The sequence below is a fragment of the Arthrobacter sp. Soil736 genome, from assembly GCF_001428005.1.
GTDB lineage: Bacteria > Actinomycetota > Actinomycetes > Actinomycetales > Micrococcaceae > Arthrobacter.
Map to the genome: position 1 here is coordinate 1 of NZ_LMSB01000029.1, position 24163 is coordinate 24163.

22 protein-coding genes and 4 pseudogenes are annotated in these 24163 nt (G+C 61.3%); 11 read left to right on the top strand and 15 right to left on the bottom strand.

Annotation, left to right across the window (positions count from 1 at the left end; translation table 11 throughout):
* Positions 1 to 594: IS3 family transposase (locus ASG92_RS27440; RefSeq protein WP_157372247.1), on the top strand; the 594-nt coding region annotated here is incomplete at its 5' end.
* Between the two features lie 48 nt (positions 595 to 642).
* Here the strand turns inward: ASG92_RS27440 and ASG92_RS15950 are convergent.
* The 4 genes from ASG92_RS15950 to ASG92_RS15965 are packed head-to-tail and all read right to left on the bottom strand — an operon-like array spanning position 643 to position 5554.
* Positions 643 to 1065 (bottom strand): OB-fold domain-containing protein, encoded by a 423-nt coding sequence (locus ASG92_RS15950; RefSeq protein ID WP_056630229.1) that lies wholly within the window; start codon positions 1063 to 1065, stop codon positions 643 to 645.
* Between the two features lie 10 nt (positions 1066 to 1075).
* Positions 1076 to 2245: a thiolase family protein gene (locus tag ASG92_RS15955; RefSeq protein ID WP_056630230.1), complete on the bottom strand. Its 1170-nt coding sequence runs from the start codon at positions 2243 to 2245 to the stop codon at positions 1076 to 1078.
* Between the two features lie 18 nt (positions 2246 to 2263).
* A complete protein-coding gene (locus ASG92_RS15960) occupies positions 2264 to 3091 on the bottom strand; it encodes a crotonase/enoyl-CoA hydratase family protein (RefSeq protein WP_240987159.1) in 828 nt (275 codons plus the stop codon).
* Positions 3092 to 3130: 39 nt separating this feature from the next.
* Positions 3131 to 5554 (bottom strand): CoA transferase, encoded by a 2424-nt coding sequence (locus tag ASG92_RS15965; RefSeq protein WP_056630231.1) that lies wholly within the window; start codon positions 5552 to 5554, stop codon positions 3131 to 3133.
* Positions 5555 to 5800: 246 nt separating this feature from the next.
* Here ASG92_RS15965 and ASG92_RS15970 point away from each other — a divergent pair, with 246 nt between their 5' ends.
* Entirely contained in the window at positions 5801 to 6712 is a 912-nt protein-coding gene (locus tag ASG92_RS15970; RefSeq protein WP_082579540.1) for a LysR family transcriptional regulator, read from the top strand.
* A 197-nt stretch (positions 6713 to 6909) separates the two neighbouring features.
* On the top strand, positions 6910 to 7188 hold the full coding sequence (locus tag ASG92_RS15975) for a DUF4190 domain-containing protein (RefSeq protein ID WP_056630233.1): 279 nt from the start codon (positions 6910 to 6912) through the stop codon (positions 7186 to 7188).
* Between the two features lie 22 nt (positions 7189 to 7210).
* Here the strand turns inward: ASG92_RS15975 and ASG92_RS15980 are convergent, their stop codons facing one another.
* Both ASG92_RS15980 and ASG92_RS15985 read right to left on the bottom strand, forming a co-directional pair.
* Positions 7211 to 7612: a hypothetical protein gene (locus ASG92_RS15980; RefSeq protein WP_056630235.1), complete on the bottom strand. Its 402-nt coding sequence runs from the start codon at positions 7610 to 7612 to the stop codon at positions 7211 to 7213.
* 599 nt (positions 7613 to 8211) lie between these two features.
* Positions 8212 to 9000, bottom strand: a complete 789-nt coding sequence (locus ASG92_RS15985) for an NAD(P)H-binding protein (protein ID WP_056630238.1) — start codon at positions 8998 to 9000, stop codon at positions 8212 to 8214.
* Positions 9001 to 9080: 80 nt separating this feature from the next.
* Here ASG92_RS15985 and ASG92_RS15990 point away from each other — a divergent pair, with 80 nt between their 5' ends.
* A complete protein-coding gene (locus tag ASG92_RS15990; RefSeq protein ID WP_082579541.1) occupies positions 9081 to 10022 on the top strand; it encodes a sigma-70 family RNA polymerase sigma factor in 942 nt (313 codons plus the stop codon).
* A gap of 100 nt (positions 10023 to 10122) precedes the next feature.
* Here the strand turns inward: ASG92_RS15990 and ASG92_RS15995 are convergent, their stop codons facing one another.
* Positions 10123 to 10350 carry a hypothetical protein gene (locus tag ASG92_RS15995; RefSeq protein WP_056630241.1) on the bottom strand — a complete coding sequence of 76 codons (228 nt, stop codon included), beginning with the start codon at positions 10348 to 10350 and terminating at the stop codon, positions 10123 to 10125.
* A gap of 709 nt (positions 10351 to 11059) precedes the next feature.
* Between ASG92_RS15995 and ASG92_RS16000 the strand changes: the two are divergent.
* Positions 11060 to 12103, top strand: a pseudogene (locus tag ASG92_RS16000) (IS110 family transposase); the annotation flags it as partial.
* Positions 12104 to 12193: 90 nt separating this feature from the next.
* On the opposite strand, the gene ASG92_RS16005 reads toward ASG92_RS16000, so the two are convergent.
* From ASG92_RS16005 to ASG92_RS16020, 3 genes are all read right to left on the bottom strand, one after another.
* Positions 12194 to 12475: a helix-turn-helix domain-containing protein gene (locus ASG92_RS16005; RefSeq protein WP_056630244.1), complete on the bottom strand. Its 282-nt coding sequence runs from the start codon at positions 12473 to 12475 to the stop codon at positions 12194 to 12196.
* Positions 12472 to 12876 carry a VOC family protein gene (locus ASG92_RS16010; RefSeq protein ID WP_056630246.1) on the bottom strand — a complete coding sequence of 135 codons (405 nt, stop codon included), beginning with the start codon at positions 12874 to 12876 and terminating at the stop codon, positions 12472 to 12474. The genes ASG92_RS16005 and ASG92_RS16010 overlap by 4 nt, the downstream gene beginning before the upstream one ends.
* Positions 12877 to 13623: 747 nt before the next feature.
* On the bottom strand, positions 13624 to 13989 hold the full coding sequence (locus ASG92_RS16020) for a hypothetical protein (RefSeq protein ID WP_056630248.1): 366 nt from the start codon (positions 13987 to 13989) through the stop codon (positions 13624 to 13626).
* A gap of 1199 nt (positions 13990 to 15188) precedes the next feature.
* Between ASG92_RS16020 and ASG92_RS28375 the strand changes: the two are divergent.
* Together ASG92_RS28375 and ASG92_RS16025 are read left to right on the top strand one after the other, a co-directional pair.
* Positions 15189 to 15335 (top strand): annotated as a pseudogene (locus tag ASG92_RS28375) (chromosome partitioning protein ParB); the annotation flags it as partial.
* A gap of 449 nt (positions 15336 to 15784) precedes the next feature.
* The gene (locus ASG92_RS16025) at positions 15785 to 16234 is read left to right on the top strand and encodes a hypothetical protein (RefSeq protein WP_056630249.1); all 450 of its coding nucleotides are present in this window, start codon (positions 15785 to 15787) and stop codon (positions 16232 to 16234) included.
* On the opposite strand, the gene ASG92_RS16030 is transcribed toward ASG92_RS16025, so the two are convergent.
* Together ASG92_RS16030 and ASG92_RS29885 are read right to left on the bottom strand one after the other, a co-directional pair.
* Positions 16231 to 16401, bottom strand: a complete 171-nt coding sequence (locus ASG92_RS16030; protein ID WP_157372248.1) for a hypothetical protein — start codon at positions 16399 to 16401, stop codon at positions 16231 to 16233. The two genes, ASG92_RS16025 and ASG92_RS16030, sit on opposite strands and share 4 nt — an antisense overlap.
* Positions 16402 to 16576: 175 nt before the next feature.
* A pseudogene (locus ASG92_RS29885) lies at positions 16577 to 16732 on the bottom strand (type III polyketide synthase); the annotation flags it as partial.
* A gap of 83 nt (positions 16733 to 16815) precedes the next feature.
* Here ASG92_RS29885 and ASG92_RS27450 point away from each other — a divergent pair.
* The 3 genes from ASG92_RS27450 to ASG92_RS16045 all read left to right on the top strand — a co-directional run bounded on the left by ASG92_RS27450 (position 16816) and on the right by ASG92_RS16045 (position 20267).
* Positions 16816 to 18429, top strand: coding sequence for an IS3 family transposase (locus ASG92_RS27450; RefSeq protein WP_162256327.1), 1614 nt, complete (start codon positions 16816 to 16818; stop codon positions 18427 to 18429).
* 976 nt (positions 18430 to 19405) lie between these two features.
* Entirely contained in the window at positions 19406 to 19696 is a 291-nt protein-coding gene (locus ASG92_RS16040; RefSeq protein ID WP_056630253.1) for a hypothetical protein, read from the top strand.
* Positions 19697 to 19781: 85 nt separating this feature from the next.
* The gene (locus ASG92_RS16045) at positions 19782 to 20267 is read left to right on the top strand and encodes a hypothetical protein (RefSeq protein WP_056630256.1); all 486 of its coding nucleotides are present in this window, start codon (positions 19782 to 19784) and stop codon (positions 20265 to 20267) included.
* Positions 20268 to 20848: 581 nt separating this feature from the next.
* Here the strand turns inward: ASG92_RS16045 and ASG92_RS29890 are convergent.
* From ASG92_RS29890 to ASG92_RS16060, 3 genes and pseudogenes are all read right to left on the bottom strand, one after another.
* Positions 20849 to 21034 (bottom strand): annotated as a pseudogene (locus tag ASG92_RS29890) (IS3 family transposase); the annotation flags it as partial.
* An 857-nt stretch (positions 21035 to 21891) separates the two neighbouring features.
* The gene (locus ASG92_RS16055) at positions 21892 to 22218 is read right to left on the bottom strand and encodes an Lsr2 family protein (protein ID WP_056630259.1); all 327 of its coding nucleotides are present in this window, start codon (positions 22216 to 22218) and stop codon (positions 21892 to 21894) included.
* A 12-nt stretch (positions 22219 to 22230) separates the two neighbouring features.
* On the bottom strand, positions 22231 to 23112 hold the full coding sequence (locus ASG92_RS16060; RefSeq protein ID WP_056630263.1) for a hypothetical protein: 882 nt from the start codon (positions 23110 to 23112) through the stop codon (positions 22231 to 22233).
* Positions 23113 to 23465: 353 nt separating this feature from the next.
* On the opposite strand from ASG92_RS16060, the gene ASG92_RS28380 reads away from it, so the two are divergent.
* Positions 23466 to 24128: a hypothetical protein gene (locus tag ASG92_RS28380; RefSeq protein ID WP_157372249.1), complete on the top strand. Its 663-nt coding sequence runs from the start codon at positions 23466 to 23468 to the stop codon at positions 24126 to 24128.
* The last annotated feature ends 35 nt before the right edge of the window (positions 24129 to 24163 follow it).

Below are 24163 nucleotides of genomic sequence, written 5' to 3' on the forward strand. Positions count from 1 at the left end.
CTGCTGAACAGGAACTTCACCGCCCCGGCCCCGAACCAGATCTGGGTGACCGATTTCACCTACGTTCCGGTCTACTCCGGATTCGTCTACGTCGCCCTCGTCATCGACCTGTACTCCCGCGCGATCGTCGGCTGGGAAACCTCAACCATCAAGGACACCGCGTTCGTCGAACACTGCCTGCGGATGGCACTGTGGCGGCGCCAGCACACCGGCCGACCGGCACCGGCGGGACTGATCCATCATTCCGATGCGGGCAGCCAGTACACCTCCATCCGTTACACCGACACACTGGCCCTGGAGGGCCTGCAGCCATCCATTGGCAGCGTGGGTGATGCCTATGACAATGCCGCCGCCGAGACCGTGATGGGGCTGTTCAAGAACGAGGCCGTCGCGAAAGACTCACCGTTCCGCAGCGGCGCGCTGAAGACCGAGACCGACGTGATGGAGATCGTCTTCGAGTGGGTCCACTGGTACAACAACGAACGCCTGCATTCTGCCCTGGATCACCAGACGCCAGAGGAGTACGAGCAAACATATTATGATCTACAAACCGGCCCGTTACCCGACGACGCCGCCAACAAACAGGCGGCATGATTGCCAGAGGAGTACGAGCAAACATATTATGATCTACAAACCGGCCCGTTACCCGACGACGCCGCCAACAAACAGGCGGCATGATTCCCGGGACGGTTCAGTTGAGTGGGTTGCGTCCGGTCCTGTCTTGATGAAGTCTGCGTAGACGCTTCGTCCGGTGAGGTTCTCTCCCGGTTCTGCGCCGAGCAGTTCGCACCGCCACCACGGGCCTTCGGCCAGTTGAACGATTCCGATAGCGGTTTCTTTCGGGGTTCCGTCCGCGTTCCGGCCGTGGGCGATGGACCAGGAGACGACGGTTCCTGCGCCGCTGGCTTCGACGTATTCCAGGTTTTCCGGATCCAGGGTGACGTCCGTGGTGGGGTCGTGGAACTCTCCGGTGTGGCGGTCCCTGACGATCAGGAAAACTCCGCGTTCGGCGGCTGACAGGAATTCTGCGGTGGCTGGGTCACTAACAATGGGGAATATGGCCATCGGGAGGCTCCTAGATGGTTCCGAGTACGAGCGTGGAGTGGTAGTCGAGGATGCCCCCGTTGCCGGAGACAAGCACCCGGTCATGCTTAGTGACCTGGCGTTGACCTGCCTGCCCTCGGGCCTGGATGACGGCTTCAGACAGCGGGGTCATGCCCCACATGTAGTACGACGAGAGCTGACCGCCGCCGGTGTTGACCTTCAGCGATCCCTTCGGGCCCAGGACGCCGGGCTGGGCGACAAAGTCGCCGCCTTCGCCTTTGGCGCAGAATCCGTAGTCTTCAAGGGTGATCAGGGCGGTGAATGAGTAGCAGTCGTAGAGTTCAACGACGTCGATTTCATCCAGGGTGACTCCGGCCATTTTCAGTGCCGCCGGCCCGGACCGGGCCGCTCCGGAGAGGAGCCCGAAGTTATCGTTCCGGATTCCTGTTCGTCCCGGGTGGGCCTGTGCCCAGCCGAGTATAGCCACCGGTGGCTGGGCAAGCTGCTCGGCCCGGTTTCTGCTGGTGATGATCAGGGCGATCCCGCCATTGGAGACCAGGCAGCAGTCCAACAGGTGGAAGGGATCCGAAATCATCCTTGAGGTCTGGTGGTCCTCGATCGTGATCGTGCCCCTCAGCTGGGCGAGCGGGTTCATTGCCGCCCAGTCACGCTGGGCAACAGCGATGGCACCAAGCTGCTCGCTGGTCGTGCCGTATGTGTCCATGTGCCGGCGTGCGGCAAGGGCATACATGTTGTTGGGTGTCAGGATGCCACTCGTAGCGGTGATGGCCTGCCATCCGGAAGGAACGCTGGCCGCGGCGGCGCCGTAGGCAGAGCCGCCGCCGCGGTTCTCCTTGAGGGGGGCGTCGGCCCAGACAACGGCAATAGTCTCGGCCATGCCTGACTGCACCGCCATGGAGGCGTACTGCACCATTTGTGCAGCGGTCGAGCCATAGCCTTGCATGTAGGTGAAAAGGTTCAGGTCGGTCAGGCCGAGGGCTCGCTGCATCTCAAGTCCCACACGGCCGCTGAGCCCGTCGGAAACAATGAGCCCGTCGATGTCGTCCAGGTTGAGACCGGCGTCGGTGGCAGCCAGCCTGACCGCCTGCACTGCAAACTGCGTAGGGGTCCGTTCGTAAACCTTTCCAAGCTCGGTCATTCCCAGCCCGGCGATGACTGGCTGGCGTGTCGTGTTGTTCATGTTCTTTGATCGCCTTTTCTACTTGCCCTGCCAGACAGGCTCGCGTTTTTCCGCGAACGCCTGCATGCCTTCACGGGCATCCTGGCTGCTCATCAGACGGGCGCCCTCGGCGCCGTTCCGTTGCCAGTGCTCATCATCTGCAGCCACGGTGCCGGCGCTGATGCCGTTGGCAATCCTCTTGCTCGCCTGAACGGCCAGAGGCGCGTTGGCACATATGGCTTCAGCCAGTTCCAGCGCTGCGTCCAGGACGGATTCCGCGGGAACTACGCGGTTGACAAGGCCAAGTTCAAGAGCGCGGGCAGCGGTGATCGGCTGGCCCGTGAGGATGACCTCCATTGCTGCTTTCTTGGGAATCTGCTGTCCTAGTCGGAAGGCCCCACCGGCCCCTGCATAGATGCCGCGCTTCACTTCGGGGAGTCCGAAAGTCGCGTGTTCGGCCGCGACCGCCAGATCGCTCGCCAGCACGATTTCAGTGCCGCCGCCCAGGGCGAAGCCGTTCACGGCAGCGATGGTGGGTTTGCTGATGTGGTGGTGGACGTAGCCGGCGAATCCCCAGCGTCTGATGCGGTCGTTGTCCGAAGTGAGTTCCCCGCTTGCCGCCGCCTTCAGGTCCGCTCCGGCGCAGAAGGATTTCTCACCCGCGCCGGTGATGATGACGACCCAGATGTTGCTGTCGGCCTCGGCGAGCTCCAAGGCTTCGCCTACGCCGATCATGACGTCCAGATTGATCGCGTTTCGCGCTTCGGGTCGGTTGAGGGTCACGATCAGGACGTGTCCGCGGCGCTCAACGCGGACGGCTACACCTGCCGGGTGCTGAACTTGTTGGGCCATTGCTTCTGTGGACATTGTTCTTCCGTTCTTTCTGCGGAGGGTGAGGTTTGAGGGCTATTTGGTGCCCGCGAATTCCTGAAGGATGTTTTCGTCCAGGAGGCGCTGGATTTCCGTCTCGTCCATGCCAAGGTGCCGCCCGGCCAGGGATCGCGTGTGTTCTCCCTGGTACGGTGCCGGAGCGAGCCGGGGAGAAGGGACGCTTTCGAAGTGTGCTTCGGCGAGGAGTGTGGGGAGAGGAGTTGGGAACGCCTGGTGGGTCAGGGCACCGATCAGGTTTCGCTGCTTCAGATGCAGGTCCTGTTCAAGGTCGGCCATGCGTGCCATCTGACCGGCCGGAACACCGGCCTGCTGCAGTTCGGCCGCCGCGCTGTCGGCAGTCCGCTCCGCCGTCCACGCCTGCACCACGGATGAGAGCTCATCTTTGCGCTTGAGTCGCCCGGACGCTGTTCCGAGGTCTGGTTCGGTGAGCCATTCCGGATGCCCGATGGTCCTCGCCAGCCCGGCAAAGTGCGAACCGGCAACCACATCAATCACGACCCAGTTGTCCTCACCCGAAGCCCGGAAAACTCCCCGGGGGGCGTCTTCTCCACGGTCGTTGCCTTCAGGGCGGATGGAGTTTGGCTTGACCGATTCCAGTGCCAGCTGATCTGCCATGCCACCGAAGATGATGTCGACCTGGGCGCTTCCGACCCTGCCGCCCTTGCCAGTGCGCTGGCGCCGGAGCAGCAGGGCTGACACGGCGACGGCGTTGAGCCGGGCACCCACGTGGTCCGGGTAGATGGTGATTGCATCGCTGAAGCTTTCCGGGATATCCGGGTACTGCCACAGCATGCTCAGGCCGGCACTGGCCCGTACAAGGGGGCCGTAGCCCATGCGGCCGCTCCACGGTCCGTGATTGCCGAAGGCGCTGCTCTCGGACAGGATGATTCCCGGGTTGAGTTCAGCCAGGGTTTCGTATCCGAGGCCGAGTTTGTCCAGTGTTCCGGGTTTGAAGTTGGTCAGAACCACGTCCGCGTTCTTGGCGAGCCGGCGGAAAATGTCGCGGCCTTCTTCAGACTTGAGGTTCAGACCCAGGCTCTGCTTGTTGCGGTGGCCCCAGGCGAAGCTCTCGGTCATGGCAGAACCGTCCAAGGACTGACGGCTGCCGTCAGGGAATTCGCGGCTTTCGATTTTGATGACTTCTGCTCCGTAGTCAGCGAACAGCCGGCCAAGTTCCCCGCCGACGACAATGACGCCAAGATCCAGCACCTTTAGGCCATCAAACGGAAGCTTCGTGCCCAGTGCCCGATGGGAGACCCGATCAGTTGCCGGGGAATGAAGGTCCGCGAAGACGGCGTCGTTGTCCCTTCCCGGATAGGGGGCGGGACGGCGAATGCCGAATTTTTCCTGATCGATTTCGACCATGCCCGTCGGCATCGTCAGCGTCAGACCCTCGGCGATTTCAGCCTCCGCGAACCCACCCGCTTCCCTGAAAGCCGGCTCGTTCAGGACTTCAGTCGCCGTCGCCAGCGCGGCGGTCGGAACCCCGAACGACTGCCCCTGGGCGACAACCTCCTGCTTGGTCATGCCAGAGAACAGCTTGCCGATCATCGGGTAAAGCGTTCCCGCCGCGGCAAAACGTTCACTCATGGCGAGGTACTTCGGGTCCGCAAATTCCTTCGGCTCACCGAGCCAGGCGAACAGTCCCTGCCACTGCCGCGCGCTCAGCACGCAGATGCGCACATGACCGTCCAGAGTCGGAAAAATAGGATAGAGATGGCGTGCATCCGGGCGACCCGGCGGGAGGTCCCGCAATGACTGTCCGGACCGGGCGCTCCCTCCGATCCCCATCCCGGGATCAAGGATCTGAATCAGTCCCTCGGAGATGGAGAAATCCACGTTGTCACCGGCGCCGGTGCGGAGTGAGTTGATGTGTGCCAGGATGGCCGTCCATGCAGCCTGGATCGCGGCAGCTTCGAACGCCAAGAATTTTGGCGGCAGCAAAGGCTCAGGCACTTCGGGCAGGCCGGAGCGGGACAAGACACTGCTCAGGGCGAAATGAACGTCGCTGGTGGCGATCCAGTCTTTGCGGTCACCGAAGCGCCCAAAGTCCGAGATGGAGACGGCTACCAGCCGCGGATTGATCGCGCGAAGGAGCTCGGGAGAGAAGCCCTGCCCGGCCAGAACTTCGGGGGGAGTGTTGTGGAGGAAAATGTCGGTGGTCTTCAGCAGCGCGGAGAACTGTTCGCGGCCCTCGTCCGAGGACAGATCGAGGGTCACACCCCGCTTGTTGACGTTGCGGACGGCGAAGGCAAGGCCGATGCCCTGGATCTCCGGACCCGTCTTGCGTGACGATGCGCCTTCCGGCGGTTCGACGCGGATGACGTCGGCACCCAGGTCGGCCAGCAACCGGCCTGTCGACTCGCACCCCCCGTCGACTGCATCGATCACCCGGACGCCTGCAAGGGGTCCTTCCAACTGGTTTGACTGTTCGGTCATGGCCACACTTCCTTGTATGAGCACTCAGATCCGCTGCACCGCGAATCGGGAATGTTAGTGGGCGGTTCAGCCCTGGTTTGCAGTTCCCAATGTCCCAGCGCTGCGCGCGGTTGAACATCGCAAAAAAAGAGGGATAAACAATGCATCGTTCACTGTCAGCATGCTGCGCTTCACGCAACGTGCGGGGTGCAAAAGTCGCCCGTCACTTGTGGTGAGATGCACGTCACATGACGCTAAGGTGGGTCGGTGGAGTTGGGATATTTGAGAGCCTTCGTAGCGGCGTCACGCCATCACAATGTGGGCAGGGCGGCCGTCTCACTGAACCTGACCCCGTCCCCGGTGAGCAGGGCCATCCATGGCCTCGAACGTGATCTCGGGGTCGTATTGTTCGAGAGGCGGTATCACGAGCTAAAACTGACCGCGGCAGGTGAGGCCGCGCTGACCAGAGCGGTGGAGATCCTTGCCCAAACTGCAGCTCTCCAGCGCGAGGCTAAGGGCGACACTTATCTCAGCCCCCTCAGGATCGGTTCCACGCCGTGGGCCCCCAACCGGTACGTGGAACGCCTGACCACCGTCCTGGGTGATCTCGACGAACCAGAGACGAACGTGGACCTGGAAATGTCCTCAGAACTTCTGCATTCACTTCGTCACGGCGACCTGGATATCGCACTCGTCCATCTGCCTGTGACCTACCCCGACATCGCAGTTCGGGAACTGGGTCGCTACAAGTTCGTGGCCTTCAGGGACGCAAGCACCGAGCCATTCCACGTATCCGAGCTCCGGCTCCGGGATCTTGCCGGCCGAACGATCCTGACGCTCCCGTCCAACCTCCAACCGGCCCCCATGCTGGCGACGCGCGACCGGCTCCTGGAAGCAGGTGTTGCAGCCGTCAACGAAATGGACCTCCGTGACGTCGTCACCCTTACCGCGAGACTGCGTAAAACCGGCGAAATCATGCTCGGAACCCACTCAGAAGACACCCCGCTTTCCCGGTTGACCGACACAAGTTCGCTGCTCGCAACGCCCATAGCGGACGGAGAGATAGATTTTAAGGTCGGCGTTGCATGGCGTTCCCGGGACGGCATGAACCTCGAACGCATCCTTCGAATAGTCAATCTGCTCCGCTCGGAGGCCGGAAGCCTGGACGAAATCGTCTAGTTTCGAGCGACATCTGATTCCGCAGAATTCAGTATTCAGAAACGGTCGTATATGACTGCGCGGCGTATAGCAGCGGGATCGACCGCAGGCGAATCCGGCTGACGTAGATACAGGGGCGCGTCGGACTTGGTACTTTTTGATTGCGGCTCGGCATCTCGGCAGGGGGGACCGACTTCGGACTTGGAAGGGCAACACCGATGAGCACTCCTCAGTACCAGGCGCCACCACCGCAGCACAAGGGCGACGGATCCGCCCCTGCCAGGACCAACACCCTTGCTGTCGCCGCATTTGCCTCATCGTTCCTTATCGGGGTGACCGGCGTCATCCTTGGGTTCATCGCCCTGAATCAGATCAAGACCACAGGTGAACGCGGCCGCGGCTTGGCCATTGCTGCTGTCGTCGTCGGCTGCGCCTACATGGCCATCTTCACGTACATCACCATCGCCCTCTTTTCGTCAGAGGGCCGCAACGCCTGACACTCGTGAGGTCGCCCCTCTATCAGGTTCGGCGGTAGCCGCGGTCCACCATTCCGCCGATGATTCCTGCGATCGCTCCCGGCAGGGCCAAGAGGGCGACGAGGTGCCGCAGCCCGCTGTAAGGCCACACCACGGCGACGCCACCGACGATGATTGCAGGCGCTGCCACGCACGCCGTTACCCAGTGCGGATGGCCGCGCAGGAGCGACCAGACGGCTGCTGCCAACGACGCCACAGAGCCAGCAAGTATGTACAGGCTGCCGACACGTGCATCCTCTACAAATTCCGGTATCGCCGTATAGCCGATGAAAAATGACCTCAGCAGGCCGATGACCATCAGGACGATGGACGCCACGACCAGGATCGACCAGAGGATAACGCCGGGCCATCCCCGACGGCGGACGGAAGCATGTTCCTGGCTCATCGTCGGCGCTCCTTTCCCCGTCACCGGACGAACCTGAACATCGCCTGGTGTGAGCCGCCGTCGTTCAGCGTCTTATCGAACGTCCGACAGGTTCCGGCCCAGCTGTCCTGAGTCTTCCACACGTAGTTGTTCCTCTGGGTGGCTGCATCGTAGGTCAGGGGGGCCGTCCCCTGGGAGAGGGTCAACGGCCACAGTCCACCACTGGAGACAGGACCCCGATAGAACCAAGGAAGTGGAACGCAGCCGCCAAGGCGTGAGTTTAACCTGCAGCCTTGAAAGTGAAGGACGATCACTACGCGGCAGCCTACTCTTCTTCAATGATCCCTGATGTCCTGCCGGAAAAGTCGATTTCGATAGGCGTGAAGGTGGTCTGAAAAGCGATACCCGCCTTCCTATCAAGCACCCCTCCATCGGGCGGATATGTGACAGGGTGGCGCATCCCCACAACCGATTCACCTAAGAGCTGTTCCGGCGTCGGAGCCAAAGGCAAAGCTGGCTAAGTCATAAACGAAACGTCGCGGCCCTGGAAGTGTCGAGAAGCTGCGACCTGGAACATGGCACCATACGTTACGGACATCATCCACCTACGCGCGCCGGTTCTACCCGATTGCGGATGCTGTATGCGCGGCCGCGCTCTGCTCGGCGAGGAACTCTCCCCAGCTGCACATCATGCGCTGCGCCCCCGGACCGGCGAGATTCTCGCCGGCCCGGTAGGCGCGGCCAAGCGCTCCGGGCAGGCGGATGGGCAGCTTCGGGTGACGGTGGCCGTGGAAGTCCGAGTAGGTAGCGAGCAGTTGCGGGATGTCGAGCACCTCCGGCCCGGCGATGTCGGCCACGCGTCCGGCCGGTTCCGCGAGGGCGAGCTCGGCCAAGCGGGCGGCGACCTCGCCGACGTGCACCGGCTCGAAGCGCAGCCCGCGCGGTGCCGGGGTCAGCGGCATGCGCGCGAGACCCTTCATCAAGGGGAGGAGGAAGTCGTGCAGCTGCGCCGCGCGCACCACCGTCCATGGAACGCCGGACTCCGCGATAGCCCGCTCGGCTGCCGCCTTCGCGCGGAAATACCCTATCGGCATCTTGTCCGCGCCGACGACCGAGATGAGGATGAGGTGAGAGGTCCCCGCCGACCTCGCCGCTTCCGCCAGATTGCGCGCCGCGATATCGTCCCCTTTTGCGCCGCCAGCGAGATGCAGCACGGTGTCCACCCCTTTCAGTGCCGGCTGGAGGCCGTTGCCGGCGACCGTGTCCCCTTCGACGTGTTCGATGCCGGGCTCGTTTGGGCGTGGGTGACGGCTGAGGATGCGGACGTTCCTGCCGGCGGCTCGTAGGAGTGGGACGACCCGATTGCCTATGGTGCCAGTGCCTCCGGTCACGAGAATGGGTGCATTCATGGTTCGACTCCTTGTTCGATGTCACGTCGAGGCCGTCCGCCTCGTCAGTATGATGACGATCGAGACGATGAGGATGTGACATGACCGATCAGAGAATTCTCGCTCGGCGCTTTGAGAATGCCCGGCCGCGGCTGGTGGCGATCGCCAACCGGCTGCTCTCATCCAGAGCCGACGCCGAGGACGTTGTGCAGGAGACCTGGTTGCGCCTGGAGCGCGCGGACGTCGACGAGATCGAAAATCTCGATGCTTGGCTGACGACAGTGGTCTCCCGGATGAGTCTCGACCTCCTGCGGTCGCCCCGTCGCACGCGCGAGCATTCCTGGCAGGTGGAGCCGTGGTGGGATGAGCCCGTCGCGCTGACCGGCGACCCAGTAGTGGAAGCCGAGCGCAGCGACAATCTGAGCGTGGCCCTTTTCGTCGTGCTCGAAACTCTCACTCCGGCCGAGCGGGTGGCGTTCGTCTTGCATGATGTATTCGGTTGTCCGTTCGAGGAGATCGGCGAGGTGCTCGACCGGTCGGTAGACGCCGCCCGCCAGCTTGCCTCCCGCGCCCGCCGGCGGCTCCAGAGTGCGCCCGACCCAGTGCGGCCCAGGCCGGATCGTGCACGTGAGCTCGTCGGAGCGTGGCTCGTTGCGGTCCAGCAGGGCGACTTCACGGCGCTGCTCGGTCTGCTCGACGATGGCGCCGTGCTGCGCGCCGACTACGGCGCGAGCAGCCAGGTTATCGTAGGCGCTCAGGCGATCAGGGAGCAGGCGGTCCTGTCGGCGCGCCTGGCTGCGCACTCCACGCCCATCCTGATCGACCGGCGTCCCGGTGTAGCCGCGGTGCTGAACGGACGGGTCGTGTCCATCATGGCGTTCACGATCGTGGACGGCCGGATCACCCGACTCGACGTCCTCGCCGACGCCACGCGCCTGAATCACCTGAATGTGGGCGAAATCCTCAGCGAGAATAGCGCTACTGCACCGCCAATTCAATCGCCATCCGTAGAAAGCCTTGCTCGGCCGTGTGAAGATTCCTGACGCGTTGGGGTGCCGGGGCCAGAAATGCTTGACACAGCCAGAGCATTTCTCTAGGTAAGGAACGAGCCAACAGACGCAGGCCCGCTGGCTGCCATGTGGTCTATTGGCTGTCCGAGACCGGGAATTCACGGAGTGTGGCTGCGACGGCTCTGACGGCGGCCGGGTCTTCCGTCCAAGGCCGGCCAGTCCGGGTGGAGGCGTGGAAGCTGTTCACCTTTGAGCCTCTGGCTGCCTCAGTCAGTTCAACCCAGGCAGCCTGCAGTTCCTCCTGGAGTTCCGTCGACAAGGGCTCGTCCTGGCCGGCGGTGGCCGCCAGAACCGGGCTCACACGTGCGGTGGTTACTGCTTTTCGCTGAAAGAGACTTCTGAGGCCCATTTCTGTGTCCCCCTGACACTAAGAGCGCCAAACAGAGCATCAGCGCATTGGTTGCCGCTGCACTCCAACTGATTATCAGTCGTCCGCTGGCGCGGCCGGCTGTTGGCCCGGCCCCGACGTCGCAGAGCTCCGCCGTGTCCGGTCCTGTGGCGTCTACGACCGTTGTTTGGCTGCTGTCCTTCGGATTGTACGTGTCCGCTCCAGCCTGTCTAGCCCCTCGTTCCTCGGGGCCTGCGGTGCGCGAATTTCCCTCCGGCGCTCGTTCCTCGCTGATTTCGTCCGGGAATTTCCCACACCGTGCCCTTTGGGTAGACAGGCCTCCGTCGGCCACAGCTCCGCAAGCTTCGCCAGCAGCCAAAAAACAACTGTGAGTCTTTACGTGGCTGGTCTGGGACTAGCTGGCAGTGTTGATGTCGGTCGTTCTGCCCGGTGCGTGACTCGAAAAAACAATTGCCCTTGAGGGTGCGTTTCCCCCGATTTGTCCGCGCTGGGTGGAGCGGTCGGCGTTGATCTGTCCCACGTCGGTGGCTTGATTAGAAGCTTGCCCAGCCTCTGAGGTTGTGGCTCATCACAGTTTTGCCTCGGAGTGACTCTTCCCAGGTCCGGCGCCGGTCGTGCTGCGACCTGTCTTGTCCATTCGAAAGGAAGGAGGGTGGCTCCGTTGATTATCGTTGCGCAGACCCGCCCGTTCGTCATCGGCGTGGACTGTCACGCCCGCACGCATACTTACGCCATCATCGAGGCCAGCACTAAGCGACAGGTCGCGTGCGAGCAGTTCCCGACCACCTCGGCAGGGATTTCACGCGCACTTTCCTGGGTAGGCCGAAGGACAGACGGCGATATGGGGTGTCTGTGGGCTGTTGAGGGTATCGGCTCGTATGGGGCCCGTCTGGCCAGGGCAGTAACGGACGCCGGTTACGACGTCACCGAAGCTCCACGTATGAACGCCCGAGGCCGTCGGGGGCTGGGCAAATCGGACCCATTGGACGCCACGGCCATCGGAGCCGCTGTCCTGGGCTTGGAGGAGTCCCAACTGCGGGTTCCGCGACGGGATGAAGGAACCCGTGCCGGGCTCAGGATCCTGAGTGCAGCCCGGGATCAACTGACGCGGGAACGAACAATGAATGTAAATGCACTTATTGCCCTCCTCCGGGCACATGATCTTGGAATCGATACCCGTAAACCTCTGGTTCCCGCCCAGATCAACGCGATCACCAGATGGCGGGAACGGCAGGAGCAGATGGAACTAGCGATTGCGCGGGAGGAAGCGGTTCGGTTGGCGCGCCGCGTTCTCGAAGTGACCACTCAGCTGGCGGCTAATCAGAAGCGCATGACTGAGCTGATTCAGCAAAGTCCCGCCGCCCCGCTGTTGGAGATGGTGGGCGCCGGGGCCGTTTCAGTCGCTGCGGTCCTGACGGCTTGGTCGCATCCAGGAAGGGTTCGCAGCGAAGCTGCTTTCGCGTCACTGGCAGGGGTGAATCCCTTGCCGGCCTCAAGTGGTAACACTGTCCGGCACAGGCTCAACAGGGGCGGTGATAGGCGACTCAATCGTGCCCTGCACACCATCACCATGACGCGGATGATTCACCACCCCGGAACTCGGGAGTACGTCGCCAAACGCACCCAAGAAGGCCGCGGCTACCGCGAAATCCGAAGATCCCTCAAGCGCTACCTTGCCCGAACCCTCTACCGTCAGCTCAACACCCTTTACGCCTCTATGGATCCAGCCCGCCCAAGTGTTGCAGGGGCAGAGCCCAGCCAACTCGTCGGAGCGTATCGCGATTCCGCGCCACGCCTAGGCCTCATCGCTGCCCCAGCGTCCTAGCGCGATGATCGCCTCACGCAAGGCAAGCCCGCGATCGGTCAGCGCATAGGCCCGGGTGTTGTGCCGGAGGGGCAGACGGGACAGTACCCCGGCCGCTTCGAGCTCGCGCAGGCGGGTCGCGAGAATGTTCGTCGGCACTCCGAGGTCGCGCTGCAGATCGCCGTAGCGCTGCGGCCCGTCGAGCAGCCGCTCCACGATGAGCAAGGCCCACCGTGCTCCAACGATATCGAGGGCCGCGGCGAGGTCGCTCACTCGGTCGGATCGGCGTCCGGTTTCATCCAAAACGGCGAGTAGTGGTAGCCGTCAGGGTCGTCGAACTGGCGCTGGTACATGAAGGGGTAGTCGTCGATATCACCGATCCGCCCGCCGGCGGCACCGGCGCGCTCGACGAGCTCATCGACCGCCTGACGGCTGCCGAGGTCGAACGAGACCGTGACCTTCGAGGGCGTATCTGGTCCGCCGACCAGCTCCTCGGCGCCGCCGACGCTCGCATACATCTCGCGGCTGCCGAGCATGACGTACTGCTCGGGCGCGATCGCGAAACATGACACGTTGTGATCGGACATTTCTGGGTTGAGGGTCCAGCCCAGGGCGGTGTAGAAGGCGGTCGCGCGCTCGACGCTCTCGACCGGGCAGGTGATGAAAAGGCTCATGCGGCTCATACTTGCAAAATGCAAGTGTGACGTCAAGATCTCGGCCGCGCGGTCCGCAACTTGCAGGTGTGGAGGAGCACGTTCAGAGGTACGGGCGAGTAATAGGGACCAGACCGTGCGTTGACTTTCAGCGGTAAATGGCGGCTTTTTGGCGGCGCTATTTGTCGCGCTCCCATGGGCCAGCTAAAAATTGTCTCGGAACTCTAGGGATTCGGGACACTGGGGGTTATGAGACAGGGCATCAGCGCCGGCCCTTCCCCATGCTCCGCGGTGGTTAGGCAACCGACGCGAAATCACGCCCTGGGAAGTCGAAAGCGAATGTCTGTCAATCCGTCAGGACACACCTATACCGGCTGCCGTGCGGTGCAGACATCAGTGTCGCCCACAAAAAAACATGCCCCGAGGCCCTTCATCAAACTTGGCCTTATCCACCGTACGCGCGGTTAGTGCCCTCCCGCTTGTTCTTCCACTGCCCATCCTCGTAGTACGTCTCGACGTCACCCTGCGCCATCCCCGCCACTCCCTCTTCCGTATGGATCTTCGTCAGCCCCTGCACAGGGGTGCAGGTAGCGAAAAGCCCCGCAGCACTTGCGTCTGCGGGGCCTTCCTGGCGACCGCTCGCCTGATAGGGCCAGGCGAAGAAGATCGACTCCAAACAATAATAGGAAGCGCTTATCTTTCAAGCTGCGGTGGGAAAGAGTCGCGCCCAGCGAGCTCAAGCTGAACGCAGCCCTTATCGTCGGGATTCTACTGAGGCTGAGGCGTTACGATGCAGGTGAGAATTGCCTCGCCGCTCTTGGTGTAGACGAAGGTCGAGTTCGTAGCAAAGCCAAGGAATGTAAAGCAGGGGACGTCCCGAAGGGAGACGGTTTCCTCCACAGGCGGACCCTCAAAACGGCAGGTCAACTTGGTGTCCCCGCTCGGAGTGATTACTGCCTGGGTCTGGGTAGTGAACAGGGCGGGCGCCCCTGGGTTGCCGCCCTCGGTACATCCAAACTCCTTGATGACATTGGCTCCCTCCCCCGCCGTGGCAGCAGCGGACGCCCCGCCGGCGGGAAGAAGCATCGCCAGGAGGAGGACCAGGGGAGAAAGGAAACGGATTACTGTACGCATGATGACCTCTCTGTCATCTGGGGGGAAAGCCCGGAGCGCGAGCTCGTGATAAGAAGATGTGCTTGCGGATGCGCAGGCTGACGGAAAAGTTGGGGATGCCGTCATAGATCACAGGTCGCCGGATGCAATTAGGTTCACCCGCGGGTTAAACAGTTAGGACTCCATCCTTGGGAAATTCTTGGGACGTACCCCCCAGTCTGGGGGTTTTTCGTGGTCTGTTGGGGGATAAATTGGGACTGTTGAAGAACCTGCGCTTTGGGCTTTGGCCGGTTTCTTAGCGGCCATGGCGCCCCTGTTTCTTGTCCAGACGGCGGCTTAGGCGGCGCTGTGTAACGAGCCGCGAATCCAAGGAAAGGCTGTGAGACGGACAGTGGCCCGCTCCTATTGAGGGTTAGAGCGGGCCACCTACCGAGGCCGCAGAAGGCGTACGTCGTTGCGGCTGCGGATTCACCGGACTGTACGCATGGAAAATCAAGGAAAGCTCAGGGCAGACCGAGGATCGGATTACGAGTTCTTAGCCGCGGGCAGGCTTTCGTAAACGTGGGCGCATATGGGGCAGACGATGCGCTTAGGGTCTGCTGTGGATCCGTTGCCGCGGGCATGTGCTACGAAACTGATTCCGCAGAGCCCGGTTACTTTCGTGCCGCTTAGCGGTGCTGACCCACCTCGGAGCGGCAAGTGACGGGAGTTGTGCTTGACGGCTTAGCACCGTGAGATGTCTTTTGCTGAGGGAAAACTGAGGCCGGCCCCAAGGTACCGGCCTCAGCCCTGTTAAACGCTGAAAAGGGCCTCGCTTCGCTCGGGCTGTAAAAGCGTTCTTCTGTTTTGGCTGCTGTCCTTCGGATTGTACGTGTCCGCTCCGGCCGGTCTAGCCCCTCCTTCGTCGGGACCTGCGTGACAGGAAATGTCCCTTCGGCGCTCCTTCGTCGCTGATTTCCTCCGGGAATTTCCCGCCCCTTGCCCTGCGGGTAGACAGGCCTCCGTCGGCCACAGCTCCGCAAGCTTCGCCAGCAGCCAAAACAACGGAGGGAGAGGGGACGCTGGCCGGTCACCTGAACCGCCCCCGGCAACAACTTGGTCCGCGCCCGCACCCGTTTCCAGCCGCTTGACAGACATAGAAGCATCGGGGGAGGAAAGGAAGTAGCTGGCCGGGTCACGCCGCTCCCTCACCAAACATCCTCAGCAAAGGACGAAAAGCCATGAACGCAAACGCCACAACCACGCTGGAAATGCTGGACCCGAAGACGCTCACCGTTGATGCCAACGTCCGCAAGGAAGCCGGACTCACCAAGGAGTTCGTCTCTTCCATCAAAGAACACGGCGTGCTCGTGCCCGTCGTCGCCCACCTTGGACCGGCCAACCCTTAGGGTCAACAGCATGTCTGCCCGTCCCACCAAGCCGTTTCGTCCTCCCAGGAAACACCAACAAACAGGCACCGGGTTCGCCTCTGTGGATCTCGTCGAGCGGCATTGGGGAGTTCGTTTCCCTGACGGAAGGGGGCGATCTTCAGATGATTCTTTGAATGCGGCGTCGCGGGCATCTTTGCTGAGGCGACAGTGAGCCTTCCCCGGGATGTCGTGGAGGCCTATCCTCATCTCAGCAAGGACAGCCGTGGCTGCCGTGACGATCAGAGGGGGCTGCCATGAATCCTGCAAATGTTTCAGGCAGGAGACCAGGGGTTTTCGCCGCGGCCTGGGTAGCAAGTACAGCCACTGCCTTCGCCCTCTCAGGATTGATCTTTCATTTTTCAGGAAGCCCTCCGACCATAGACGGGTTCTTCTATCCTGAAGGATTCGTGGGTGCTGTCGTCAATGGCATCGCGACCGGTCTTCTGGTCGGCGGTGCGCAGTGGTTGATCCTCCGTACGGTGCATCTGGGGTCATGGAGGTGGCTGGTCGGTACGACAGTGGCGTTGTGGTTTGCCCACGTCATCGGCGATGTGATTTCCGACCGGTATGCCACGGCCCTTCTTGCGCTGGTTGGCGGGCTCCTCCTCGGGGCGCTGCAGTGGTGGGCCATGCGCTGGACATCCAGGACCGGGGCTATATGGACCGCCGCGTCCACCATCGCGTGGGCGGCAGGCATCTTGATCGGAAACCTACTGGGCGGAACCGCGGAGGACTGGCGTGTCGAACACCTGATCCTCGCCAGCGCCGTCGGGATACTGCTGGGAATCACCACAGGAGTCCTGTGGATGCTAAACGCCGTCATGGAGAAGAGACCTGCGAAGTCCTTGGCAACTTAGATGACGTCGGTCATTTGGCCTTCCATCCACTGTGCTCCTTTCTGAACGCCGGAGGCGATCGCAGTCTTCAGCTTTAGACATGGCAGCCGCACGGCACCAACGTAAGCGACCCAGCCCTTGCCGTTGGGCGGTTCCGCGCCACGGAGGTCGTCGACCAGCTGGTTCACGGACTCCACATGCCGTATAAATCCGCTGGCTAACTGTCCGTCCCTGCATGAAGGATCACTCATGCAGATCAGCATGGCATCAGCCTAAGGGTAGTCACTCCAGCGCGCCTTCGTGCGCATCTGGACGGGTCCGCGTCATAGATTTGTCCCAGCGGAAATTGGTTAATAGCCGTGGCCGTGTATTGATTGCCGCTGAATCGAAACAGGTGCTTGCCAGCCTGGAGCCTAGCCGCGAAAGTCCTGGTTGGACTGCAATCACGTCACGCGCTCCCGTCTCGATCGAGATCGTTTTGGGAACTGCGGCTTCAAGTGATCGCCGGTAGATCGTCATTGACTAATCTGTAACGAGCCCCGGGATTAAGATGAACCGTCCCGGGTTTGATGCCGCTATCTTCTGTGAGAAAGATAGTGATTATGCCCAAGCAGTTTCCGCCCGAAGTCCGTGACCGTGCAGTGCGCATGACCTTGGATCGGTTGTCCGAATACCCGTCTATTTATGCTGCCTGCAAGGCACTGGCGCCGAAGCTCGGGGTCGGCCCTGAATCGCTGCGCCGCTGGGTTGTCCAGGCCCAGGTTGATGCCGGTGAGAAGACCGGTCCGAGCAGTGATGAGCTGGAGGAGATCAAGCGGCTTCGGGCTGAGGTGCGGGACTTGAAGGAGTCCAACGAGATCCTCAAACAGGCCTCGATTTTCTTCGCGAGGGAGCTCGACCCTCGCCGCCGCTCTGTTGGTTATGCGGTCGAGTCGATCTGTGCCGTCCTGCGGGAGCAGGGCGTGCAGGTCGCCGCACGAACCTACCGGGCGTGGAAGAAACGCCTGCCAGCCCTGCGCACCCTCGAAGACGCACGCATCACCGACGCACTCCGCGGCTTGAAAGTCGCCGATGCGAAGGGACGTCCCCGTCCCGAGATCATCTACGGGAGGCGGAAAATGACGCAGTGGCTGCGCCGGAACGGATTCCCGGAAGCCTCCAAACACACCGTGGACCGGCTCATGCGCGAAGAAGGGATGAACGGCCTCATCAGAGGCCGGAAGACCCGCACCACCATCCCCGGCAAGGACGGCCGCCGCGCCGGCGACCTGCTGAACAGGAACTTCACCGCCCCGGCCCCGAACCAGATCTGGGTGACCGATTTCACCTACGTTCCGGCACTCCGCGGCTTGAAAGTCCCCGATGCGAAGGGACGCCCCCGGCCCGAGATCATCTACGGGAGGCGGAAAATGACGCAGTGGCTGCGCCGGAACGGATTCCCGGAAGCCTCCAAACACACCGTGGACCGGCTCATGCGCGAAGAGGGCATGAACGGCCTCATCAGAGGCCGGAAGACCCGCACCACCATCCCCGGCAAGGACGGCCGCCGCGCCGGCGACCTGCTGAACAGGAACTTCACCGCCCCGGCCCCGAACCAGATCTGGGTAACTGATTTCACCTACGTCCCGGTCTACTCCGGATTCGTCTACGTCGCCCTCGTCATCGACCTGTACTCCCGCGCGATCGTCGGCTGGGAAACTTCAACCGTCAAGGACACCGCGTTCGTCGAACATTGCCTGCGGATGGCACTGTGGCGGCGCCAGCACACCGGCCGACCGGCACCGGCGGGACTGATCCATCATTCAGACGCGGGCAGCCAGTACACATCCATCCGTTACACCGACACACTGGCCTTGGAGGGCCTGCAGCCATCCATTGGCAGCGTGGGTGACGCCTATGACAACGCTGCCGCCGAGACCGTGATGGGGCTGTTCAAGAACGAGGCCGTCGCGAAGGATTCACCGTTCCGCAGCGGGGCGTTGAAAACCGAGACCGACGTGATGGAGATCGTCTTCGAGTGGGTCCATTGGTACAACAACGAACGCCTGCATTCCGCCCTGGATCACCAGACGCCAGAGGAATATGAGCAGACATATTATGATCTACAAACCGGCCCGTTACCCGACGACGCCGCGCCAGAGGAATATGAGCAGACATATTATGATCTACAAACCGGCCCGTTACCCGACGACGCCGCCAACAAACAGGCGGCATGATTCCCGGGACGGTTCAAGACAATGGTTCGGGCGGCTGAGCTGAGGGGTCGTTGCCCCGCAGCCACTTGAGTGCGTAAGTGGGGGCGGTGTTGCCTTCCTCCAGGAAGAACGCCAGATGGGAGCCCTGCATCTCACATTCCCTCGTGCCGCGATCTGGGCTCGGGCGCAATCCAGATCAACGCGGACTAGGACGCTGAGCTTCTCCTTCAAGAGTTGACCACCCTTCTTCGGGCCGCGAGCTGCGGCCACCGCCAAGCCTAGGTAGCAACTGTGACCTGACGATGGTTTTCGGAGGCTGACAGTTACAGCGCCACCCCTGGCGGGTAGAGTGACATCACTCGCAATCGCCTTCCCGCCGCGGCGGCGGGGACCGTCACGCGGTCCTCCAGTTGTGACGCGAGCGTCCGCTCCTGCCGAATAGCGGATGTGATCTGGCACCGTCACTCGGTCATGGTGTCGGCATGCCGATGGGCTACCTTCCATTCGCCGCCTTCGCGGCGATACACCTCTGATGACTTCGTCTTCGGCCGGACAGGGTTTGCGTCTAGTATGCCTGCCCAGAACTTGCGGCCTGGTCGATCGCTTCGTCCGCCGGTCAGATTCCGGATAGTTTCCATACGGTCCGTGATGGCGGCAGCTTTGGCTGCTTCTTCGGTTGAGGCGGGAAGGGTGATGCGGTCCGTGGGTTCGATGGAGCTGCCACGTATCAGGGCGGCGAGGCCGCTGCACCGAACTGGCCGTGCCGGTCAAACCTGATCCACCTCGCCTACGGCATCGAGGAGGTCGAGTACCTCATCGCGGACCTTGAACAGCCGTTCACCAATATCAGCAGCTAGCTCTGGCGGGATGGCAGGCCGGGGCCCTTGGCATGGCGACGTGGCGGAGCTGTTCGGGAGTCTATTGACCGCCTACCGGGCCAGGTCTACGGTTGCGATTGCCGGGCGAATCTCGGCCTCGATTTCTATGGAGGTCCATTATGGCTATTGCAGTAATCGCGGATTTCTCGGGCACACTCGAGGATTACGACAAAACCCTGGAACGCTTGGGGATGACGCCTGGCGGGCCTGGCGCCGCGGGCGGGCTGTTCCACTGGGTGTCCGGCACCGAGGGTGGATCCCGGATCGTGGATGTGTGGCAGACCCGGGAACAGGCGGATGCCTTCTATCAGGACACGATCGGCCCCATCACCGCGGAACTGGGAATCCAGCCACCGGAGATGACCTACTACGAAATTCACAATTTCCAGACGGCTGGACCTGACGCCTGACCACGTTGATGCCCGCATCATTGCGGAACGCCCTGCGTGGTCACCGGGGCGTTCCGACTTTGGATAATTCAAAAAGATGAGGAGTATGGCCTCCCTGCGGGTTCCCGTGCGAATATCGGCGCTTTCATTGGCGGTGAGCGGCATCGATGCGGCGGTTTCGGTGCCGCTGCATCCCAACATCCTGAACCAGCCCATCGGCGAGGTAATTCGGAACACTCCCGCTTGGGTGGGCCTTCACCTTTTCGCCGCACTGGTCTGCGTTTTGTCGGTAATCGGTGTGGCAGGAGTTGTTGCCGCTCACGAGGGCAGGCTGGGCCGGACGGGACAAACAGGCCTACTCCTGACCTTGCTGGGCTCCGCCGCGGCGGGCGCGGTTGCGTCGGTTGAAGCCTTGGCATTCCCCGCGGTGGCCGACACTGCGCCGCAATTGCTTGACCTCAACGGACCGCTGTTCAATTGGCCGTTTATCGGAATGGGAATCATAGCCTTGTGCTGGTTGGTGGGCATGGGGTTACGGGTGTCGCTGCCGCGCGGGCGGCAATGTTTCCCCGTGGCGCCGGTGTTCTTCTAGCCGTCGGTGCCTTGGGGTTCATTGTTCTTGCCGGACCGTTCGTACCGGTTGCGAACGTGGCAGCAGGCATCGTGTTCGGCGCCGCCCAGATGTGGTGGACCTGGCTTCTGTGGCGCCCGAATCGGGGTCATCTGAACGACCGCGTGGGCATGATAAGGGAGGCCGGCCGGAACCCACCAAGCCCGTGAGCGTCGACGCCAGCACCACATGGAGATCGGTATTCGGCCTATGTCCTTGGCAAGAGAGCCGAATCCCTCCCACATTCGACTACTGTTCGTTCAAGCTGGGGGCGACAGGCCTTCGTGCACACGGGATAGGGGAGCCTATGACATCTGATTTTGCATCACAGGAGTTTCCGCCAGGGCACGGTTCGGCGCCGACGATGCCCGAAATGAAAAACGCTGCCTAAAACTCAAGACAAACATCAAAGTTCTGACCCTGAACCGTCCCGGGAATCATGCCGCCTGTTTGTTGGCGGCGTCGTCGGGTAACGGGCCGGTTTGTAGATCATAATATGTCTGCTCATATTCCTCTGGCTCGAAGACGATCTCCATCACGTCGCTTTCGGTTTTCAACGCCCCGCTGCGGAACGGTGAATCCTTCGCTACGGCCTCGTTCTTGAACAACCCCATCACGGTCTCGGCGGCGGCATTGTCATAGGCATCACCCACGCTGCCAATGGACGGCTGCATGCCCTCCAAGGCCAGTGTGTCGGTGTAACGGATGGAGGTGTACTGGCTGCCCGCATCTGAGTGATGGATCAGTCCGACCGGTGCCGGGCGTCCGGTGTGTTGGCGCCGCCACAGGGCCATCCGCAGGCAGTGTTCGACGAACGCGTTCAAGCTGCGGGACACGCAGTCTTCCTCGGCAAGATGGGTGGAACCATGCATGTGAGAGCGGGCGGAACGCAGCGCTGGAGGAAAGTGCAGTCGCGCTGGGGCGCTGACGGTCGAAGGTGAGCTGACGAACAAGGGCATTCGTGGGTGCATGGCGTACATACGGTGATCGACCCCTTCGAGGGAAGTCGCTGAAACGCTTGTGCATTTGAGCAATCAATACCCACCCCTCTTGTGAACTATCTCTGGCGAACTCTCGGGGATGGGTCTCACAGCCCTGCCGTGCCGCATGCATAAGCAAAGTGGCTGTTCAGAGGGGATTTTCGCTACCCACCCCTGAGGTAAGAGTTGGTGCCGACTCTGACGATCGTCAGGCCGCGCCTATGCATCACGAGGCGGCCGTTGTTGAGAGCTTTGGGACGGAGATACCAGCTGTTGTTGCACCCAGCCGACCGTGGGGTCGTAGCATGCGATCAGACAGACCATCGCGTACAGATTGAGTACGGTCTTCCTGCCCAGCAATCGGGGGAGGGGCCCGGCCGCGCCGCCGAGGCGGGGATCGGCCGACGCGGATATTGGGCTTAGTCCACGATCAGCTACACCAATAATTTCTTCATCTTCCGAGCGTGGCAGTCGGCCAAGACGAGTACAAATAAAGCAATCAGGACCAGAAACTGTTTAGATTTCCAGCCCTGATTTAGTTTGTGGATATGTAGTTTACTCGCTGAAACACTCGATCTGCCGGTGCCGATCGGATGAAATCGCTAGCCTCCTGAGCGGCTTCGGTTTTAGTGTGCCGCTTGGTACTTCTCCACGATCTCGGCCTGAATACGGCCGCGCGTGTTGACCTGGAGGCCGTTATCAAGCGCCCACTGGCGAATAGCCTTGGAGTCCGTGCCACCGGTCGTGGTTTTACGCCCTGCCGGCCGGCCGCGGCCTCCTGATGTTTTACGGGCGACGTTGGTGTAGCGGCTCAAAGCGCTTCGGAGTTCATTCGCGTGCGCTTCGTTGAGATCAATCTCATATTCGGTGCCATCGAAGGCGAATTGGATGGTCTCGCTGGCTTCTGAGCCGTCGAGGTCATCTGCCAAAAGGGTTACTACTTTACGTGCCATATTGAAAGGCTATCAGTCGTATTTCGGGAAGGGTCTTTTGATGGCTAGTTTCTCATCGAGTTCCTTTGCCGCACGCATGAGTGGGTCACTGATACTCGAACTGAGTCTGAATCCTTCGGCCTTGCCCAGCAGGAATGTAATCGCGGCGTCATGGCGTTTTGGGATGGACGCAGCGGCGCGCCATTCTTGGGTGTGGCGGAGCTCTTCAGCAAGCTCCTCCAGCTGAGGCTTGAGGGTTATCTCAAACTCCAAGACGCGACGGGCAAGCGTGGTGCTGGCGCGTGAAGCGGCAGGTTCGGTCACTTGATCTTCGACGTTCTGCTGGGCCGCTAGCTGGGCTTGAGCCGTGGGGATTCGCTTGGTCGGCATCGCGGCGCGGAATTCATGAGAGTCCATAAGCAGCGCCACCAACGCATCAATTTCAGAGTCCCGCGTCTTCGCCTGGACGACGGATTGACGTTGGCCTTCATAAGTAGCTTCGGCCATGTCGACGGCCAATTGCCGCCGCCAGTCCGCCGTAGCGCTCCACTCGTAGGTCAATCCCTGGGCGCCCCAGCGCAGCCACAGCCGCTCATTTTCACCCCGGTATTTGCCATCGGCCTTCCGGACCAGCTGCCGGAGCTCCGCCACCGTCGGTGAGTCTTCCGGGAAATTCTCATCGATCTGGACAAGTAGGTCTGTGAGGTCGAATTCGTCCATGTCCACCGATACGAACGGAGCGGCGCTCAGCGCGGCGGCTTCAATCGCTTCCTCGACGCTCACGCTTTCCCCATCCAGTGTCACGTCTGGCTCATTCAAGTACATGGCGTCGAAGACGCGGATCTTATTGTTGGCGGCCAGCGCGGGCGCGCGGGCGGCCATCTCGGCCAAGTCTGATGAGGTAATAGCTGTCATAGCAGTGACTATAGGGTGGGGCGCTGACAATTTGCCTTTTGCGTCGTCCGCTTGACGGCAACAGGTCAGTCGTCATAATTAGGGCACCACGGCTAGATTCACCAAATACTCAAAATCGCTCGTGAAGAAGGCGCAAGCCTATTTGGATAGCTGTGTTGATACGCATCAGGTGGTCAGAACCGGAACGCGCATGGCGGTCCGTACTGTCGTCAACATCCCCACCATGGAGGGCTTGGCGTTGGCCCTGGGAGTCGCTCGCCACACGATCTAAGACTGGGCCAGGGATCCGAAATATGCCCGAGTTTTCGCACAGAAGCGACTCTTTCAGTGTTGCCCTTCACGTATCATCTTGGATGACGACAAAACTTGGGGGATATATGACTGATGTGCCGGTATGGGTTCCGATTACCGCGTTGGGCGTTGCGATGTGTTCGGCGGTCATCGCGATCTTCGCCCTTGTTGAGACAAGGAGGAATAATAGGGCAAGTGGTGCATTGGTGAGGTTTGCACATCCAGCCTTAGTGCTCCGCAACTACCAAGCTGGCCTGGACTTCGATTTGATCAACTCAGGGCGGACGGATACGACGCTAATTAGAGTTGATGTCATTCATCCCAGGTTCAAAGGTCTACAACACGTTGAAGAGCTAAGTGTTAGCTCGCCGCGCAATAGCCGAAAATGGTACTTGGATGGGAAGCCCATCCGCCATTCTCACACTACTTCCCTGCAGGTAGATCTGTCTGTTCTATCCAGATGGCTTCTGGAGTACAACAGCCGACCCGGAAATATCTTCATTTGTTGGTTTAGGCGATTGTTGTTGAGCGCCAGCATAAAATTGGTAATCACGCTCGGCAACGGCAAGAAGGTGAAGGAAAGAATACCGATTCAACGAGTCAATCGGATTGCTGAAGAGGTCCGACGCGCACAGGAGGCGGATCGAGAAAAATATGTCGAGAGTGCGCGGGAGCAACTTCACGAGACTCTCAAGAACCTCCAAATTGAGGACGCTGGTCTCTAACTTGTGGTGCGTCAAGTCCTTTTTGCTATTACTGC